Below are 18,579 nucleotides of genomic sequence, written 5' to 3'. Positions count from 1 at the left end.
GGGGCGCAAGGGGAATGAGGTGCGGGTCGCGCCGGGGCGTCGCTGGAGGACACGGAAGGGCGCGCGGGCCTTTCGTCCTGGCCTTATAAGAAGGCCCGCGATGCGCGCTGGCTCCGGCACCACCACCCGCAGGTTGTTGCTCGCGTTCGGCGCGCTGGTGGCGCTGTTCGCGGCGGCGTCGGGCTATGCGCTCGGCCGGCTGTCGGACATCCATGAGGGCACGCATGCCCTGCGCGAGGTGGGCGGACGGGCGCGGGAGGCGCGCGAGCTGGCCACGGCGGTGCGCGACCAGTACGCGCACCTGGCGCACACCCTCATCCTGGGCAATGACAGCCACCGGCACTTCCACACCGAAGCCCGCGCTCGCGTGCAGGCGCTGACGCGCAGCCTTTCGGAGCAGGCCCGTGACCCGGAGGAGCGCGCGGCGGTGGCGGACATCCAGGAGGCGGGCGACGCGCTGGACGTGCTCTACCGGGAAGCGCTGCTGCCGGCGGTGATGGCGAAGGACGCGCGCGGGGCGGAGGCGGCCCACGGGCGGGCCCTGGAGTGGGTGTCGCGCATCCAGGCGCGAGTGGATGGGCTGACGGAGCGGTGGGATGCGTCGATGGGGGCGTTCGAGGCGCACGTGGGCGCGGTGGAGCGCGACAGCTTCCGCTGGGCGCTGCTGTTCCTGGGCGGGGCCACGCTGTTCGCGGCGGGCGTGGGCGTCTACATCGGCAATTCGGTGGCCCGTCCGGTGGCGCGGCTGTCGGAGGGCGCGGCGCGGCTGGCGCGCGGGGACCTGGACGTGCGCATCCCGGAGGATGACCCGGGGGAGCTGGGCCATCTGGCCGCGCAGCTCAACCGGATGACGGGGGCGCTGCGCGAGCACCAGTCACAGTTGGTCCAGCACGAGAAGCTCGCGGGCATCGGCCGGCTGGCGGCGGGCGTGGCGCATGAAATCAACAACCCGCTGGGCGTCATCCTCGGGTACGTGCGGCTGTTGCAGCGGCGGGCGGAGGGCACGCTCGCGGAGGACCTGCGCGTGGTGGAGGAGGAGGCGGTGCGCTGCCAGGACATCGTGGAGGGGCTGTTGGATTTGTCCCGGCCGGGGCGCGGGCCGGTGGAGCCGGTGGCGCTGCGCGAGGCGTGCGAGGACGTCGTGGCCCGCCTGCGTGAGTCCGCCCTCCTGGGTCCGGTGACGGTGGAGGTCCACGGTGAAGGCGTCGCGTGGGTGCAGCCGCCCCGGTTGCGGCAGGTGCTGCTCAACCTCATGAAGAACGCGGCGGAGGCGGCGGGGGAGGGCGGACGGGTGGAGGTGCGCATCGACGTGGATGCGGCCCGCGCCGCGCGCGTGGCGGTGTCGGATTCGGGACCGGGGATGACGGCGGAGGCGCGGGCGCGGCTGTTCGAACCGTTCTTCACCACCCGGACAGGCGGCACGGGGCTGGGGCTCGCGGTGAGTCAGGCCATCGCGGAGGCGCACGGTGGACGCATCGACGTGGACACGGGGCCCCTGGGCGGTGCGCGCTTCACGCTGTCGCTGCCCGCGCCCTCGCGGGAACAGGAGACCGCGGCATGAGCACCCCGGACGCGCGTGAACAGGGGCCCGACGCGAGGCCCGCGGTCCTCGTGGTGGACGACAAGGAGAACATGCTCAAGCTGTTCGCGCGCATCCTGGGGGACGCGTACGCGGTGACGACGGCGCCGGACGGAGCGCGGGCGCTGGCCCTGCTGTCCACGCGCGCGTTCGACGTGGTGGTGACGGACATCCAGATGCCGGGCGCGGATGGCTTCACGGTGCTGCGCGAGGTGAAGCGGAGCGCTCCGGACACGGAGGTGGTGCTCGTCACCGCCTACGCGAGCGTCCCCAAGGCGGTGGAGGCCATCAAGGAGGGCGCGTACGACTACCTGTCCAAGCCCTTCGACCCGGACGAGGTGGCGCTGGTGGTGGCGCGCGCGCTGGAGCGCCGCCGTCAACGCAAGGACGCAGCGGGGCTCCAGGCCCGCGCAGCGCGCATGCCGGACTTCCACGGGCTGCTCGGCACCAGCCCCGCGCTGCGCAAGACGCACGCGCTGCTCGCGCAGGTGGCGGCGCGCGACCTCACCGTGGTGCTCACCGGCGAGACGGGCACGGGCAAGGAGCTGGCCGCCCGCGCGCTGCACCGGGAGAGCCCGCGCCGGGACAGGCCCTTCGTCGCGGTGAACTGCGGCGCGCTGCCGGCGGACCTGGTGGAGAGTGAGTTGTTCGGCCACGCGAAGGGCGCCTTCACGGGCGCGACGGGCGCGAAGGCCGGGCTCTTCGAGGAGGCGCACGGCGGGACGCTCTTCCTGGATGAAGTGGGCGACCTGCCGCTGCCGGTGCAGGTGAAGCTCAACCGCGCGTTGCAGGAGAAGGAGGTGCGCCGCGTGGGCACCACCACGCCGGTGACGGTGGACGTGCGCGTGGTGGCCGCGACGCACCGGGACCTCGCGGCGGAGGTGGCGCAAGGGCGCTTCCGCGAGGACCTCTACTACCGGCTGGACGGCGTGACGGTGCGGATGCCCTCCTTGCGCGAACGGCGCGAGGACATCCCGCTGCTGGCGATGCACTTCCTGTCCACCGCGCACCGGCCGGAGCTGGAGGGCTTCACGCCGGAGGCGCTCCAGGTGCTCAGCGCCGCGCCCTGGCCGGGCAACGTACGGCAGTTGCAGAACGCGGTGGCGCGCGCGGTGGCGATGGCGGCCGGGCCGCGCATCACCCCGGAGGACCTGCCCCCGGAGTCCGGCCCGCTGCGTCCCGCCGCGACGCCGGGGGCGCTCCCGACGGAAGCGCTGGCGAAGCGGCCCTACCGCGAGGCGGTGGATCAGGTGCGCGATGCCGTCTCGCGCGACTACCTCACCGCGCTGATGCAGGAGTTCTCCGGCAACGTCACCCACGCGGCCGAGCGCGCGGGCATGGAGCGCGAGAGCCTGCACCGCCTGCTCAAGCGCTACGGCGTGCGCACGGAGGACTTCAAGCGCGGCGAGTCGTCCTAGGCCACGTGCTTCGCGAGCACCTTGTCCAACTCCTCCGCCTGCGCCCGCGCTTCAGCGTCGGCGGTCTTCATCGCCCGCGCCGTGAAGGTGCGCGCGCGGACCGCCTCCGTCTTCGCCAGGGCCATGGCCATGGCCAGGTTCGCCTGGGGGTGCTCCGGGGACGCCGCCAGCACCGGCGTGAGGACTCGCACGGCCTGTTCGTCCTCCTGATGCTCCAGGTGGAACATGGCCAGGTCACAGGCCGGTCCCGGCGCCGTGGGGTCGCGCTGGAGCGCTTCCTTCAGCAGGGCCACGGACGCGGCCCGCTCCCCCTTGGCATCCAGCACCAACGCGAGGCCGTGCAGGACCTCCACGGAGTCGGGCGCCTGCTTCCTCGCCTCCTCCAGGAGTCGTTGGGCCTCGGCGGTGTTGCCGGCATTCAGTTGGTCGATTCCCTGGCGGTACAGGTCACTTCCCACGGCGTCCTCCAGTGCACCACGCGGCGCGTTGTCTCATTCTGCGCGACTTTGGAGCGGCGTCCGCAACTTTGGGCAGTCGATCCGCGAGAAATCGATAAGTCTTCACTTCAAGGTCCCCCATGATCATCGGCAACAAGCCCGTCCGCCCCCCGCAGACCTCCGGCACGGCCTCCACCTCCGCGCGCCCCGCGACCCAGCCCGCGCGCAACGTGGTGAAGGATTCCTTCTCGGCGGGCACCGCCGCCACCCAGCGCACCGCTGCCGTCACGGCCGCCCCCCCGGGCGACCACGGCAAGCTGATGAACGACTACCTCACCGGCGCGATCCCGCCCCCGGCGGATTTCGAGCAGGTGATGGGCTACAAGCCCTTCGCCATCCAGACGCCGCACGGGCAGCGCATGCAGGACCCGCTCGGCTACGCCTCCGTCCCTGGCCAGATTGGCCCGGTCAAGGAGTTTGACAAGGCGGCCAAGACGCACGACTACGGCTATGACCTGCTGCGTTACTTCGAGAAGAAGGGCACGCCGCTGAAGCCGGAGGCCCGCAAGGCGGCGGACAAGCTGTTCCGCAATGACATGTTCGACTACGCGAACGACCAGAAGGGCGCGCTGAACCGCTTCAAGTACCGCGCGTGGGCGCAGATCTACGCCACGGCGGTGGAGCTGAACTCCGTTCGCCAGGGCCACGGCCCTCCGTAGCCGGTCGAAAAGCGCATGGATGCAGAAGGGCCAGAAGCTGGGCTACCCCCGGACCGCGAGGACGTGGTGGCGGCCCTCCTGGCCCACCAGCGCCGCTTCCTGTCGTTCCTGGAGCGGCGCGTGGGAAGCCGGGCCGTCGCGGAGGACCTCTTCCAGACGGCCTTCGCCCGCACCCTGGAGAAGGGTGGGGCGCTGCACGACGGCGAAGGCGCGGTGGCGTGGTTCTACCGCCTGCTGCGCAACGCCCTCATCGATTACCACCGCAGGCAGTCCGCCGAAGGGCGCGCGCTGGAGGTGGAGGCGCGCGACGCGCAGGCCGCCCCGGAGGACGTGGAGCTGAAGGGCGTGGTGTGCGAGTGCCTGGCGGACCTGCTGCCCACGCTCAAGCCGTCCTACGCGGAGCTGGTGCGCCAGGTGGACCTGGAAGGGCGCGCGGTGCCGGACGTGGCGCGCGAGGCGGGCATCACCGCGAACAACGCGGGCGTGCGGCTGCACCGGGCGCGGCTCGCGCTCAAGCGTTCGCTGGAGCGCGGCTGCGGCGCGTGCGCGACGCACGGATGCCTGGACTGCACCTGCAAGCCCCGCCGCTGACGGGCCTCCTCAGGGGCAGGTGGCCGTGTTGTCGTTCATGTCGATGTGGAGGACGTCCGGGTCGCCCTGGAACACCTTCGTCGCGAGCGCGGTGGCCTTGCAGGTGGGCAGCTTCGGGTTGCCCACGACGACGAAGTCCGTCGCCACGCGGGTCAGCGCGTCCAGGCCGAAGGTCGTGAGCTCCACGTTGCCCTGGAGGTTGAGCCGCTCCAGCTCGCGCAGGGACGTGAACTCCCCCAGGGTCGCAAGCTTCGGGTTGCCCAGCACCTCCAGCGAGCCCAGCTCGGGCAGTTGTCCAAAGCCTTCCAGCGAGGTCAGCCGCTCGTTGCCGATGACGGACACCGCGCTCGCGGTGCGCAGCTTCGGCAGGCGGTACACCCGCTGCAACACCTCATTGTATCTCACGCTGAAGCCCTGCTCGACCTGCGCCAGCACCGGCATGTCGCCCGCGGACACCATCGCCGAGTTGCCCTGGAGGAAGATGCGGCCCGCGCGGAGGAGGTTGGCGAGTCCGCTCGTGTTCGGGAGTCTGGGATTGCCAATGATCTCCAGGGCGCCGACGGAGGTGAGCTGTCCCAGCGGGTTCAGGGTCTCCAGGTGGGCGTTCTCCTTCAGCTCCAGCAGGCCGTCCACGCGGACCAGCTTCTCCAGTCCGAAGGGGCCCGGCAGCAGGGTGTTGTTCACGAGGTGCACGTCGCCGTCCACCCGGGTCAGCTTGTAGAAGGGCAGCCGGTCCAACCGGAGATGGTCCTCGACGGTGAGCGTGCCCCGGAGGGTCTCGACGTGGGGCAGCGGGCCGGGGTCCTCCAGGGCGTTGTTCGCGACCAGGGTGACGCTGTCGGTGGGCGCCACCGCGGCCAGCCCCTGCAACGAGGTGATCATGGGGTTGTCCGTGAGGATGAGGCTGCCCCCCACGCGCAGCAGGCCCCGGGAGCTGTCACCCAACTGCATCGTTTCGAGTCGGGCGTTGGAGCGCAGCTCCAGGCTGCCGCCAATGGAGCGCAGGCTGGTCATTCCCAGACGCTTCAGGCTGGAGTTGCCCACCACGGTCAGGGACCCGTCGATGATGGTCAGGACGGGGAGGAAGGCCTCGGCGAGGGTGGGCGCGTCGATGCGCAGGTCGCCCCGGAGGCGGTCGACACCTTCGAGCGCGATGAGATCCACGGCGCTGGCCACCACGAAGCTCCCGTCGTGCAGGCGGGAGACCTGACACACGTACACCGTCGTCCTGAAGCCGCCGGCATCCGGCGCGCCGTCTCCGTCGCCGTCCTCGAAGGCGGCCACGGCCGTGCCGCCGGTGGCGCAGTTCATGCCGCCGGGCTCGGCCGCGTACGGCTGCAGCTTCACGTGGTCGGGTGACACGTCGCACGCGTAGGCGGTGGCATGGATCTCCGCCGCGTCCAGCACCCCGTCCAGGTCCATGTCCGCGCCCGCTTCCACCACCGAACCCCCGCGGTCGCAGGGGGCGACGGAGCTCGGCACCTCGCGCACCCGCGCGAGCACCGGGGCCGGTTCGTCGCAGCCGTAGACCTCGCGCGAAATCTCCGCGTCCTCCAGCAGCCCGTTGCCGTTGACGTCATGGCCGGCGTGGGTCACCTGCCCGCCCCGGGCACATTTCGCGCCCGGGGCCACCGGGCGCACGCGCACCAGCACGTTGGCGACCGTGGTGGCGCAGACGTAGTCGGTGGCGGTGACCTCCGCGTCGTCGAGCTGTCCGTTGGTGTCCCGGTCCAGGCCGGACTGCACCGCCTGTCCTCCCAGGGCGCAGTTCGCGCCGTGGGGTTCGGCCCGCGTGCGGGTGCGGACCTGGGCGGGAGCGTCGTCGCAGAGGTAGTCGGTGGCGGTGACCTCCGCGTCGTCCAGCTCCCCGTCGCGGTCCTGGTCCAGCCCCGTCAGGACCGCCTGGCCGCCAAAGGGACAGTGCTCACCGGCGGGCTCGGGGCGGACCCGCGTCCGCGCGTCACGCTGGGAGATCTTGGAGATGTCGATGACGTCGCAGCCGCTGCCCATCAAGGCGAGCACCAACCCCCAGGTCCCCCAGATGCGTCGCATTCGTTGCCCTCTCCCTTCGGGCCCCCGGCTCGCCTCCCTGTCCATACGGAGGGAGGGAATTATCCGGGCCATTTCCCGCTGTGCATTGCGAATGCTTCCCCGCAAGGCCCTGGAACTCCAGGCGTTGGGGGCCTGCCGCGAGCCCACGTCCTATCGAAAAAGTCCTCCGCTGTGCAGGGCCCGGCTGACTGCCCTGCCTCCATCGGGAGGAACCCAGGGCGCCCCTTCCATGTCCGCCCCATGGTCTCAAGCATGTGTAAGAGCGCGCCGGGTGCCGCGTTGGCCCGGGGAAAGGAGGCTTCACCCCATGACGCACCCCCATCCCCATCCCCCTGCTTCGCCTTCACCCCGGCCGCCCCCTACCCTGGAGGGCGGAGGACCGGCCATCGACCCCGTGTGCGGCATGGAGGTGGATCCGCGCGCGCCTCGCGGAGGGCAGTGGGAGCACGCTGGCCACACCTGGTTCTTCTGCGGGGAGAAGTGCCGCCTGCGCTTCCAGGCGGACCCCGAGCGCTTCCTCCATCCCCAGGTCTCCCCACCCCCCACGGCACCGGGCACGGCGTGGGTGTGCCCCATGGATCCAGAGGTGCGGAGGGACGTGCCGGGGGCGTGCCCGAAGTGCGGCATGGCGCTGGAGCCGGACGCGCCGCCGGCCCTGGAGACGCGGGTCGAGTACACCTGCCCGATGCATCCGGAGGTGGTGCGCGACGGGCCCGGCACCTGCCCGAAGTGCGGCATGGCGCTGGAGCCGCGCACGGTGACGGTGGAGGAGAAGCCGGATCCGGAGCTGCGTTCGATGACGCTGCGGTTCTGGGTGGGCCTGGCGCTGAGCGTGCCGCTGATGGCGCTAGGCATGTCGGACATGCTGCCGGGGCAGCCCGTGCAGCACGCGGTGTCCCCGGCGGCCCTGCTGTGGGCGCAGTTCGCGCTGGCGACGCCGGTGGTGGTCTGGGTCGGGGCGCCGTTCTTCCAGCGGGGCTGGGCGTCGGTGCGCAACCGGCACCTCAACATGTTCACGCTCATCGCGCTGGGCGCGGGCGCGGCGTACCTGTTCAGCGTCGTCTCAACGCTGTTCCCGCACCTGTTGCCCGAAGGTGCGCGCACGGGCCACGGCGGCACCGCGCCCGTGTACTACGAGGCCGCCGCCATCATCCTCACGTTGGTGGCGCTGGGGCAGGTGCTGGAGCTGCGGGCCCGCCACGCGACGTCCGGGGCCCTGCGCGCGCTCCTCTCACTGGCGCCCGCCACGGCGAGGCGCATCCAGGACGACGGGCATGAAGAGGACGTGCCGCTGTCCTGGGTGCACGTGGGGGAGCGGCTGCGGGTGCGCCCCGGGGAGAAGGTGCCGGTGGACGGCGAGGTGCTGGAAGGCGCGAGCGCGGTGGATGAATCGCTCGTCACCGGAGAGCCGGTGCCGGTGGAGAAGGGACCGGGCGCGAAGGTGACGGGGGGCACGATGAACGGCACGGGTTCGCTGGTGATGCGCGCGGAGCGGGTGGGCCAGGACACGCTCCTGGCGCGCATCGTCCAGCGCGTCTCCGAGGCCCAGCGCACGCGGGCGCCCATCCAGCGGTTGGCGGACCGGGTGGCCGGCGTCTTCGTGCCCGCGGTCATCGCGGTGGCGGTCGTGACGGCGGGGGTCTGGGCGGTGTGGGGCCCGGAGCCCCGGCTCGCGCATGCGTTGGTGAACGCGGTGGCGGTGTTGATCATCGCGTGCCCGTGCGCGCTGGGACTGGCCACGCCGATGTCCGTGATGGTGGGCACGGGGCAGGGCGCGCGCATGGGGGTGCTCATCCGCGACGCGGCGGCGCTGGAGCGGATGGCCGCGGTGGACACGCTGGTGGTGGACAAGACGGGCACGTTGACGGAAGGCAAGCCGCGACTCGTGTCGGTGGAGCCCGTAGCGGGCCAGGACGCCACCGTGTTGCTGCGACGGGCCGCGAGCCTGGAGCGGGGCAGCGAACACCCGCTGGCGGCGGCGCTGGTCGCGGGCGCACGGGAGCGGGGCATCTCCCTGGTCGGCGTGGAGGACTTCCAGTCCCTGCCGGGCCAGGGCGTGCGGGGGCGCGTGGACGGGCACGACATCGCCCTGGGCAACGCGGCCCTGATGCGGACGTTGGGAGTGCCGGTGGAAGCGCTGACGGAGCGGGCCGAAGCGCTGCGACAGGAGGGCCAGACGGTGGTGCTGGTGTCGGTGGAGGGCCGGGTCGCGGGCCTGCTGGGCGTGGAGGACCCGGTGAAGGCGTCCACACCGGAGGCCCTGGCGCTCCTGCGAAGCGAGGGCCTGCGCGTGGTGATGCTGACCGGCGACAGCCCGACCACGGCGCACGCGGTGGCGCGCCGGCTGGGCATCACGGAAGTCATCGCCGGAGTGCGGCCGGACGCCAAGGGCGACGCGGTGAAGCAGCTGCAATCCCAGGGACGCGTGGTGGCGATGGCGGGCGACGGCGTGAACGACGCACCGGCGCTCGCGCGGGCGGACGTGGGCATCGCGATGGGGACGGGCACGGACATCGCGATGGAGAGCGCGGGCGTGACGCTGGTGAAGGGCGACCTGCGCGGCATCTCGCGAGCACGCCGCTTGAGCCAGGGGGTGCTGCGCAACATCCGGCAGAACCTCTTCTTCGCCTTCATCTACAACCTGCTGGGCGTGCCACTGGCCGCGGGCGTGCTGTACCCCGTCTTCGGCCTGCTCCTGAGCCCGCTGTTCGCGAGCGCGGCGATGAGCCTCTCCTCGGTGTCCGTCATCGCCAACGCCCTGCGGCTGCGACGGCTGAAGGCCTAGGCCACCCGGGCAGGCGACCGCGCGGGGGTAAAAGGAGCCCGGCCCCGCGCGTGCGCACCCTGAGCAGGGAACCCCTCTGCCGGAAGGAAAGCCCATGGCGAGCGCCGAAGCGGTGCGAGAGCAGGACGAAATGCAGGCGTGCATCAACCACTGCCTGGCCTGTCACCGCCTCTGTCTGGAGACGCTGGCGGACTGTTTCCAGAAGGGAGGCACGCACACCGAGCCGGGCCGCCTCCGGCTGTTGATGGACTGCGCGGACATCTGCGAGACGAGCGCCCGCTTCCTGCTGCGAGGCTCCAGGCTGCACTCCCGCACCTGCTTCGCCTGCGCGGAGGTGTGCGGCCCGTGCGCGGCGGCCTGCGAGCAGAAGGACGCGGAGCACCTGATGAAGGCCTGCGCGGAGGCGTGCCGTCGCTGCGAGGAGTCCTGCCGGAGGATGAGCGGAGGGGTGATGCCCCAGCCCCCCAACCCGGAGGCCGCCCAGCGCGCCGCCGACCTGCCAGCCTGAAGGGGGCGTGCACGCGGGCCCGGGCCCATTAGACTGGGCGCATGACCGCCCGCGAGGAGGGGCGCACCCCAGGTGCGTCTCCCAGCCACATCTCCGTCGTCAAGCTTCCGCACTCGTGGTTCATCCTCTGCACGTCGCGCGAGCTGGGCAGCAAGCCGCTCGCGCGCACGCTCCAGGGCACGCCCCTGGTGCTGTTCCGGGGCGAGGGCGGCAAGCCCGGCGCGCTCATGGACCGGTGTCCGCACCGCAACGTGCCCCTCTCCCTGGGACGCGTGCAGGGGGGCCTGCTGGAGTGCGGCTACCACGGCTGGCGCTTCGACCAAGGAGGCCAGTGCCGGCTCATCCCCGGCCTCGTGGGAGAGCCCGAGGCGAAGTCGCGCTGCGCCACCGCCTACGAGACCCGCGAGCAGGACGGCTTCGTCTGGGTCTACTCCACGCCCGGCGTGGAGCCCACGACGGAGCCCTTCCGCTTCCCGCTGCTGGACGCGCCCGACTACCGCACCGTGCGTCAGGTGCTGCGCGCGCCAGGGTCGCTGCACGCGGTGCTGGAGAACACGCTGGATGTGCCGCACACCGCGTTCCTCCACGGCGGCCTGTTCCGCACCGCGGAGAAGCGCAATGAGATTGACGTGGTGGTTCGCAGGAGCGCGGACCGCGTGGAGGCGGAGTACGTCGGGGAGCCCGCGCCCAAGGGGCTCGTCGGGAGGCTGCTCGCGCCGGGCGGTGGGGTGGTGCAGCACTTCGACCGCTTCCTGATGCCCTCCATCGCGCAGGTGGAGTACCGCATCGGGGAGAAGAGCCACATCCTGGTCAACTCCGCGATGACGCCGGTGAGCGACTTTGAAACGCTCGTGTACGCGGTGGTGACGGTGAAGCTGCCGGTGCCGCGCTTCCTGCTGTCGGCCGCGATGCCCTTCGTCCTGCCCGTGGCCCTGCACATCTTCGGACAGGACGCGCGCATCCTGGCGAAGCAGACGGACTCCATCCGCCGCTTCGGAACGGAAGCCTATGCCTCCACCGAAATCGACGTGCTGGGGCCCAGCATCCTGCGCCTGATGCGCGCCCAGGAGCGCGAGCGGACCGCGCCCCCGCCGGACACGGTGCACGAGACGCGCGTGCGCATGCGCACGTAGTCCCAATGCCTGCCCTCCGGACGATGCCGGAGTCCTGAATCTGTCATTGCTTGGGTTGCGTCTCCGCTCCCGTCCCATCCTTGCGCGCTGAGCCAGCGCTCGCCTCTTTGGAGCCCAGGCTTGGCGCCGGTCAGCGCGTGAATACGTTCTCGCGAGATCGACAGTGATTGCCGCGCGGGTGCGGCACACGAGGACAGAGCCATGACGTTTCCAACCTTCCATGCCGAAGCTGTGTCTGACTTTCATCCCGCCCCTTCCGTGGATGAGATCGCGGCGACCCAGATCCAAGTCGCGAAAGCCATGCCCAAGGAGGCGGGCGGCATCGGCATGTTCGTCGGAGTCGAAGGAGACGTGCCGCGTGAGCTTGGGCTGGATCGGCCCCGGCTCGCGTCCGCCGGCTTCGCGGGAAAGGTCGGCCAGTCCCTCGTCATCCCCCGCGCGGATGGCCCCGCGCTCGTGGTCGTGGGCATGGGAGAGAAGGCCGGGCGTGACCTGACGTCCCTCCGGCACGCCGCGGCCGCCTTCGCCAGGGCGGGGAGCCGCTACGCCCACCTCGCCATCACCCTGCCGGACCTGGTCGGTGTCGCGCCCGCGGACGCGGCGCAGGCGGTCGTCGAGGGCGTGCTCCTCGCGCGCTACCGCTATCGCCCCCTCAAGCGCATGTCCCAGCAGGAGCCGCCGCTCGAAGCCCTCACGCTCCTGTCGTCGCTTCCTCCCGAAGAGGTGAAGCGCGGCGTCGAGCGCGGCCGCGTCACCGCCCGGGCCACCGAACTCGCCCGCGACCTGTCGAACGCACCGGCCACGCTCCTCACCGCCCGCCGCCTGGAAGAGATTGCCCGCGTCGTGGCGGAGTCGTCGGGTCTGGACATCGAGGTCTTCGACGAGAAGGCCCTGGCCAAGATGGGCTGCGGCGGCATGCTCGGCGTGAACGCCGGCAGCTCCGAACCTCCGCGCCTCATCAAGCTCTCCTACCGGCCGAAGGACGGCAAGGGGAAGGCCCTCGAACCCGTGGGCCGCGTGTCGCTGATTGGCAAGGGCATCATGTACGACTCGGGCGGACTCGGCCTGAAGCCGAACGACCTCGTCCACGCCGCCATGAAGACAGACATGTCCGGCGCGGCGGCCATCCTGGCCGCCATGTCAGCCCTGGCCTCGCTCGGCGCGAAGGCTTCCGTCACGGGGTATCTCATGTGCACCGACAACATGCCGGGCGGCAAGGCGATGCGGCTGGGGGATGTGCTGACGGCCCGGGGCGGCAAGACCGTGGAGGTCCTGAACACAGACGCCGAAGGCCGGCTGGTCATGATGGACGGCCTGGTCCTGGCCACGGAGGAGCAGCCGGCCCCCGACGCCATCCTCGACATCGCCACCCTCACCGGGGCCTGCGAGCGGGCGCTGGGCAATGACAACGCAGGCGTCATCGGCAACCACCAGGGCGTGGTCGACCAGGTGTGCGCGGCGGCGGAGAAGTCCGACGAGACGGTGTGGCAGTTCCCGCTCGACAAGCGCCTGCGCCAGGAGCTCGATTCAGAGGTCGCGGACCTCAAGAACATCGGCGGGGTGAACGCGGGGCAGATCACCGCGGCCCTCTTCCTGGAGGAGTTCGTCGCCGGCATTCCCTGGGCGCACATCGACATGGCGGGGACCTCGCGGGTTGAAACCGACAAGTCGTGGCGCTCCAAGGGCGCGACCGGCTACGGCACGCGCCTGCTCATCGAGTTCCTGCTCGGGTTCAAGGCTCCCGGGGAAACCCGCCACTGAAGAATCGCGGGCGCAGGAGGAGAAGGAGCCCGGGGCCGAAAGTGCCCGGGCTCCGGACCCTTCAGAATTCGAACTCAGCGCCCAGGGTGAGCGCCACGTCCGCGACGGCCTTCCCCGCCGCGGGCGCGGTGTCCAACTGCACCAGCAGGTTCGTGTTCAAGGCCAGACGGTCAGTGATGTCCACCGAGAACTTGGTGGTGGCGTCGGCGACGAAGCGGGAATCCCCCAGGACGTTCGGAAAGACCTCCAGGTACTGGGTGAACTTCAACTGATCGTTGAAGGGATAATAGAAGGTCAACCTTCCAGCCGGAGCGAGCAGGTCCACGTCGGGCAGGTCCTGCTCGTCCTCGTAATACTGGAACCGGGCCTCGTTCGAGTAGTGAAGGCCCAGGTCCAGACGAAGCAACTGCTCCTCCCCGTCCGGCGTGTCGCGCTCGAGCAAGGTGAACGCGATCCCGACCTCCCCGTCCAGGCGCAGCTCGACGCTGGCCAGGTGGTCGGTCTTTCCATAGACCAGGGCGTAGACGCCCAGCAGCGGGGTGAAGCGCCGCTCACCGCGAACGGACGCCACCAGCGCCTCCGCGACCACGTCCTCGTCACCGTCGTCCTCCTCTGCGGAGGCCGCGCTTTCCACGATGACATCCGCCTTGAAGGTCGCGACCCAGACGTCCGTGCGGTACTCGGCCAGACCATTCGTGGTCAACGTGAGCGCCCGGCTGTTTCCGGCGAGCAGCATGAACGAGAGGGCCGCGGAGCCTGACCACGGGCCCGCTTCCTCCTCCGGGAGGTCCTCGCAGAGGGCCTTGAGGTCCTCCTTCTCCACGCACGTCGATGCCGCCGGGACGGAAGCCGGCGGGGGATTGGGCTCCGGCGCCTGGGCCAGCGCGGCGAGGAGAAGCGGAAGCGGCAGGGCCATGGGTATCCCCAAGCGGTGAGAGGCGGGGCATGCCCACGCGCCGTCAAAGCTGACGGTGGGGGCAGCCCGCTTCAACCGGTCCCATGGTCGGCTGCGTCGTGCTGTATCCAACCCGGCGCATTGACATCCATTGAGTCGCGACTGACATTTCAATTCCGCTCCAAGAACCCGAGAGCCGCCACGAATGGAAAAGACAGGCGAGCCCCCCTTCATCTCCACCGGGCAGCTCCCCTCCGCGGAGCGGGTCCGGGCGCTGGTGGACGAGGCGTACCAACGTCACCGGGGGAACACGGAAGGACAGTGCTCCCAGGTCTATCCCGCGCTGGCGAGGGCGGAACCACGGCTGTTTGGCGTCTGTGTGGCGGGCATCAACGGCAGCAGCCACGGAGCGGGAGACGCGGACCACCCCTTCACCATCATGAGCGTCTCCAAGCCGTTCCTCTTCGCCCTCATCTGCCAGGCCCTGGGGCCGGAGGTGGTCCGGCGCAAGCTGGGGGTCAATGGCACGGGCCTGTCATTCAATTCGGCCATGGCGATAGACCAGAGCCCGGACGGACGAACCAATCCCATGGTGAACGCGGGCGCGCTGGCGACCACAAGCCTGGTTCCGGGCTCCAATCCCGAGGCCCAGTGGCGGTTCATCCATGAGGGGTTGTCCCGCTTCGCTGGCAGCCGCCTCGCGCTCGACGAAGAGGTGTATGCATCCGCGTTGAAGACCCACCACCGCAACCAGGGACTTGCCTTCCTGCTGCACGGGCTGGGCCGTCTGGAGACAGACCCGGTCGTGACGACGGAGCTCTACACCCGCCAGTGTTCGCTGGCGGTGACCGCCCGGGAGCTCGCGGTGATGGGGGCGACCCTGGCGGACGGCGGCGTCAACCCGCTCACCGGGACGCGGGTCGTGGACGAGGAGGTCTGCCACCACACGCTCGCGGTGATGGCCACGGCGGGGATGTACGAAACGTCGGGGGACTGGCTCTACGACGTAGGGATCCCAGGCAAGAGTGGCATTGGGGGCGGCATCGTCGCCGTCGCGCCGGGAAAAGGTGCGTTGGGCACCTTCGCCCCGCTGCTCGACCCGGCTGGCAACAGTATCAAGGGGCAGCTCGTCGCGCGGTTCCTGGCCCAGCGGCTCGGCTTGAGCCTGTTCATTTCGAAGCCCCACGGCTGAGGAGGCTTCGATGCAGGATTGGGCGGTCACCACGGTGCTGGTGTTGGCCCTGGAGCTGGTGCTCTTCCTCACGTTGCTGCTGGCCATCGAAGTGGCCTACCGCATCGCGCGCAAACGGAAGTTCCCCTCCACTCAGCTTCGCTCCGTCAACGCGGTCACCAACGTCGTCTTCTCCTTCATGGGGCTCATCCTGGCCTTTTCCTACTCCGAGGCGGGAAAGCGTCTGGAGGTGCACCGAAACCTGGTGGTCGACGAGGCGAACGCCATCAGCAGTGTGTGGTTCCTCGTGGATGTGGTGCCGGAGGCGGACCAGCCGCCGCTGCGCGACCTGCTCCGGCTGTACCTGGACGAGCGCGTCGAGGCCCACCATGCGCTCCCTCGGGTGGAGGAGTTCGAAGCGCGCCGTGCCCGGGCCGCCCGCCTCCAGAAGCAGATCTGGGCGCGGATGGTGACCATCACGAAGGTCGCTCCCGACAAGGAGGTCCTGCTGCTTCCTCCCGTGCGCCTCATGGCGGAGGTCGCTGCGAAGCGGACGCTCGCGGTGCGAACGCACATCACCTCGCCCACCTTCTTCTTCATGCTCGGGCTTGCCGTGGTCGGGGCCATGCTCGTGGGCTTGACGACGGCGCAGGGCGAGGGCCGCAACTGGCCCTACCGGTTGCTCTTCGCCCTGGTCATCTCCTCGGCCATCCACGTCGTCGTGGACCTGGAGTACCCCCGCACCGGCATCGTCAGCACGGAAGAGGCCGACTCGCTCCTCCTGGAATTGCGCGAAACCATGCACTGATTGTCTGTAATCCACCTACCTTCTGCGTCCAAAGCCTGATGGCTCGCACCCCCCGTCATGCGGACGTTCTCGCGGATCCGCAGAAGCAATGCATGGCATGGGGAGCGCCAGATGACCGAGATCGCAGACCATCGCATGATCCCGCCGAGGCCGGAGCCGAAGAAGAAGGGCATGGCGAGGGCGCTCGACACCATTGAGCGGGTGGGCAACAAGGTACCCCATCCAGCGGTCATCTTTGTCGCGCTCATCCTCCTGGTGATGGTGCTCTCCCACATCTTCTATCTGTTGGGAGCCTCGGTCACCTACGAGGCCATCAATCCAGAGACACACAAGCTGGAGGAGACCACCACCGCGGCGCGCAGCCTGCTGACGGGGGAGGGACTCCGCTTCATGTTCGCCGGCGTCATCGACAACTTCATGAGCTTCACCGCCGTGGGCGTCATCATCGTGGCCATGCTGGGCGTGGGGGTCGCCGAATCGTCGGGCCTGGTGTCCGCGTTGATCCGCAAGCTGGTGATGGTCGCGCCGCCCAAGGCGCTCACGTACATCCTCGTGTTCGTCGGCATCGTGTCGAGCGTCGCCGCCGACGCCGGCTACCTGGTGTTGATTCCGCTGGCGGCGATCGCCTTCTTGAGTGTCGGCAGGCACCCGGTCGCGGGGCTGGCCGCCTCCTTCGCGGGCGTGGCCTCCGTCTTCAGCGTGAACATCCTCATCAAGCCGCTGGACGGAATCCTGACGGGAATCACCAACGACGCCATCCACATCCTCAATCCGGCGCTCTCCATCGACCTGACGGCGAACTTCTGGTTCTCCTGCGCCTCCGTCGTGCTGCTGACCGTCGTGGTGTCGCTCATCACCGAGAAGTTGGTCGAGCCGCGTCTGGGCAAGTACACCGGTGAGCGGCCCGCGGACGAAGGCAAGAGCCCCACCAAGGAAGAGTCGCGCGGGCTGAAGTTCGCGACCTGGGGCGTGCTCGCCCTGGTGGCGGTCTTCCTCCTCCTGACGGTGCCTTCCGGCGCGCCGCTGCGCAATCCGGAGACGGGAGCGCTGATTGGAGACTCCCCGTTCATGAGCGGCCTCATCGTCGCCGTCACGCTGCTCTTCCTGGTGGCGGGTGTGGCCTATGGCATTGGCGCCGGGACCATCAAGGGCACGGTGGATGTCATCAGCGCGATGGAGAAGGCCGTGGGCAGCCTGGCGGGCCTCATCTTCCTGCTGTTCATCATCAGCCAGTTCATCGCCTTCTTCACCTACAGCAACATGGCGACGCTCGCGGCCGTGAAGGTGGGGGATGCCCTGGAGAAAGCAGGCCTGGGTGCGCTGCCGTTGCTCATCGGGTTCGTCCTGGTCGTCGCCGTCCTGGACCTCATCATGACGGGCGCGATCCCGAAGTGGGCCATCTTCGCCCCGGTCTTCGTCCCGCTCCTGATGCGGCTCAATGTCGACCCCGCCGCGGTGCTGGCCGCCTACCGCGTGGGTGACTCGCCGATGAACTCCGTTTCGCCCCTGAACGCATACTTCGCGCTCATCGTGACCTTCGCGCAGAAGTACCAGAAGGGCGCCGGCGTGGGCACGGTGGTGGCCTTGATGCTGCCCTACGTCATCACGCTCTTCATCCTGTGGCCCCTGCTGCTGGCGGCCTGGCAGGTGCTGGGTTTGCCCTGGGGCTTCTGAGCCGCCCGCCTGAAGCCAGCTCAACTGGCTTTGGGCGTCGCTCCAGGCCGGGGAAGGATGAGCTCCGTGGAGAAGTAGCGCTCCATGCGGTCGGGGAACACCGTCACCACCTGGGCCTGCGGGCCCAGGCGCTTCGCCGCCTCCACCGCCGCCGCGTAGTTGAGCCCGGAGGACGGGCCCACCGGGAAGCCCCGGCGGATGAGCGCCCGGGCCGTGCCCATGGCCAGGTCGTCCGACACGTCCAGCTCCACGCGGCCCGGCATGTCCGCCTCGCGGTACAGCTTGGACAGGCCGTCCACCACGCCCGGCACGCGCGCGCTGAAGCTGCAACACTCGATGTCGCAGCCCAGCCCGGAGATGGGCCGCGCGACGAAGGCCGTCACCGGACAGCCGGCTTCCGCGAACGCCTGGTACAGGCCCACGATGGTGCCGCCCGTGCCCACGCCGCTCACCACGCCGTGCACCAGCCCGCCCGGCACCTGCGACAAGATTTCCTGCCCCGTCCACACCCGGTGCGCCTCCGCGTTGTCCGGGTTCTCGAACTGGCGGGGCGCGTAGCCGCCGCGCTCCGTGGCCAGCGCCGCCGCGCGCGCGATGGCGCCCCGGATGCCTTCCGAGCGCGGCACCAGCTCCACTTCGCCGCCGTACGCGCGGATGGCGATGAGGCGCTCCTCCGTCACACCCTCCGGCATCACCGCCGTGAAGCGGCATCCCATCTGCGCGCTCGCCAGCGCCATGGCGATGCTCGTGGATCCGCTGGACGCCTCCACCACGTCCCCGCCCGGAATCAGCTCCCCCAACCGCCACGCCTTCTCCAGCATGTAGCGGGCGATGCGGTCCTTGGTGGACCCGCTCGGGTTGAGGAATTCCAGTTTGCACCAGACCGTCGGGCCTTCGGGGTCCAGCCGCACGGGGACCAGCGGCGTGGGTCCCACGGACTGGAGGAAGCGACCATCGGCGGGAAGCGGGCGACAGGGAGCGCGCATGAGGTCATCCCTACCTCGAAACCGGCCAGGGGGGGAGCCACCCTGGTGCTCCTCGGGCATGC

The 18,579-nt window shown here is 70.3% G+C and carries 15 protein-coding genes; 11 read left to right on the top strand and 4 right to left on the bottom strand.

Annotated features, from left to right (window positions below; translation table 11 throughout):
• Nucleotides 1-100 precede the first annotated feature (100 nt).
• Nucleotides 101-1,561: a sensor histidine kinase gene (locus tag OV208_RS24095; RefSeq protein ID WP_267576227.1), complete on the top strand. Its 1,461-nt coding sequence runs from the start codon at nt 101-103 to the stop codon at nt 1,559-1,561.
• Complete coding sequence (locus OV208_RS24090; RefSeq protein WP_267576226.1) at nt 1,558-2,997, top strand: sigma-54-dependent transcriptional regulator; 1,440 nt, start codon at nt 1,558-1,560, stop codon at nt 2,995-2,997. The genes OV208_RS24095 and OV208_RS24090 overlap by 4 nt, the downstream gene beginning before the upstream one ends.
• On the opposite strand, the gene OV208_RS24085 is transcribed toward OV208_RS24090, so the two are convergent.
• Nucleotides 2,994-3,455, bottom strand: a complete 462-nt coding sequence (locus tag OV208_RS24085) for a tetratricopeptide repeat protein (RefSeq protein ID WP_267576225.1) — start codon at nt 3,453-3,455, stop codon at nt 2,994-2,996. The genes OV208_RS24090 and OV208_RS24085 overlap by 4 nt on opposite strands.
• A gap of 119 nt (nt 3,456-3,574) precedes the next feature.
• Between OV208_RS24085 and OV208_RS24080 the strand changes: the two genes are divergently transcribed.
• Together OV208_RS24080 and OV208_RS24075 are read left to right on the top strand one after the other, a co-directional pair.
• A complete protein-coding gene (locus OV208_RS24080) occupies nt 3,575-4,153 on the top strand; it encodes a hypothetical protein (RefSeq protein ID WP_267576224.1) in 579 nt (192 codons plus the stop codon).
• 15 nt (nt 4,154-4,168) lie between these two features.
• Nucleotides 4,169-4,744, top strand: coding sequence for an RNA polymerase sigma factor (locus tag OV208_RS24075; protein ID WP_267576223.1), 576 nt, complete (start codon nt 4,169-4,171; stop codon nt 4,742-4,744).
• Between the two features lie 9 nt (nt 4,745-4,753).
• On the opposite strand, the gene OV208_RS24070 is transcribed toward OV208_RS24075, so the two are convergent.
• Nucleotides 4,754-6,796, bottom strand: coding sequence for a DUF7151 family protein (locus OV208_RS24070; protein WP_267576222.1), 2,043 nt, complete (start codon nt 6,794-6,796; stop codon nt 4,754-4,756).
• A gap of 307 nt (nt 6,797-7,103) precedes the next feature.
• On the opposite strand from OV208_RS24070, the gene OV208_RS24065 reads away from it, so the two are divergent.
• From OV208_RS24065 to OV208_RS24050, 4 genes are all read left to right on the top strand, one after another.
• A complete protein-coding gene (locus OV208_RS24065) occupies nt 7,104-9,581 on the top strand; it encodes a heavy metal translocating P-type ATPase (RefSeq protein ID WP_267576221.1) in 2,478 nt (825 codons plus the stop codon).
• Nucleotides 9,582-9,675: 94 nt separating this feature from the next.
• Complete coding sequence (locus OV208_RS24060; RefSeq protein ID WP_267576220.1) at nt 9,676-10,089, top strand: four-helix bundle copper-binding protein; 414 nt, start codon at nt 9,676-9,678, stop codon at nt 10,087-10,089.
• Nucleotides 10,090-10,130: 41 nt separating this feature from the next.
• Nucleotides 10,131-11,222, top strand: coding sequence for an aromatic ring-hydroxylating oxygenase subunit alpha (locus tag OV208_RS24055; protein ID WP_267576219.1), 1,092 nt, complete (start codon nt 10,131-10,133; stop codon nt 11,220-11,222).
• Between the two features lie 201 nt (nt 11,223-11,423).
• A complete protein-coding gene (locus OV208_RS24050) occupies nt 11,424-12,983 on the top strand; it encodes a leucyl aminopeptidase (RefSeq protein ID WP_267576218.1) in 1,560 nt (519 codons plus the stop codon).
• Between the two features lie 61 nt (nt 12,984-13,044).
• Here the strand turns inward: OV208_RS24050 and OV208_RS24045 are convergent, their stop codons facing one another.
• Nucleotides 13,045-13,899 (bottom strand): DUF481 domain-containing protein, encoded by an 855-nt coding sequence (locus OV208_RS24045; RefSeq protein ID WP_267576217.1) that lies wholly within the window; start codon nt 13,897-13,899, stop codon nt 13,045-13,047.
• Between the two features lie 184 nt (nt 13,900-14,083).
• Here OV208_RS24045 and glsA point away from each other — a divergent pair, with 184 nt between their 5' ends.
• From glsA to OV208_RS24030, 3 genes are all read left to right on the top strand, one after another.
• The gene (gene glsA, locus OV208_RS24040) at nt 14,084-15,070 is read left to right on the top strand and encodes a glutaminase A (RefSeq protein WP_267576216.1); all 987 of its coding nucleotides are present in this window, start codon (nt 14,084-14,086) and stop codon (nt 15,068-15,070) included.
• Between the two features lie 10 nt (nt 15,071-15,080).
• On the top strand, nt 15,081-15,857 hold the full coding sequence (locus OV208_RS24035) for a hypothetical protein (RefSeq protein ID WP_267576215.1): 777 nt from the start codon (nt 15,081-15,083) through the stop codon (nt 15,855-15,857).
• A 111-nt stretch (nt 15,858-15,968) separates the two neighbouring features.
• A complete protein-coding gene (locus tag OV208_RS24030) occupies nt 15,969-17,531 on the top strand; it encodes an AbgT family transporter (RefSeq protein ID WP_267576214.1) in 1,563 nt (520 codons plus the stop codon).
• A 20-nt stretch (nt 17,532-17,551) separates the two neighbouring features.
• Here the strand turns inward: OV208_RS24030 and OV208_RS24025 are convergent, their stop codons facing one another.
• Entirely contained in the window at nt 17,552-18,517 is a 966-nt protein-coding gene (locus OV208_RS24025; RefSeq protein WP_267576213.1) for a PLP-dependent cysteine synthase family protein, read from the bottom strand.
• Nucleotides 18,518-18,579: the final 62 nt, after the last annotated feature.

Source organism: Corallococcus sp. bb12-1, assembly GCF_026626765.1.
In the GTDB taxonomy this organism is placed as follows: Bacteria; Myxococcota; Myxococcia; order Myxococcales; family Myxococcaceae; genus Corallococcus; species Corallococcus terminator.
The sequence above is the reverse complement of the archived record's forward strand: the minus strand, read 5'-3'. Positions and strand labels throughout refer to the sequence as shown.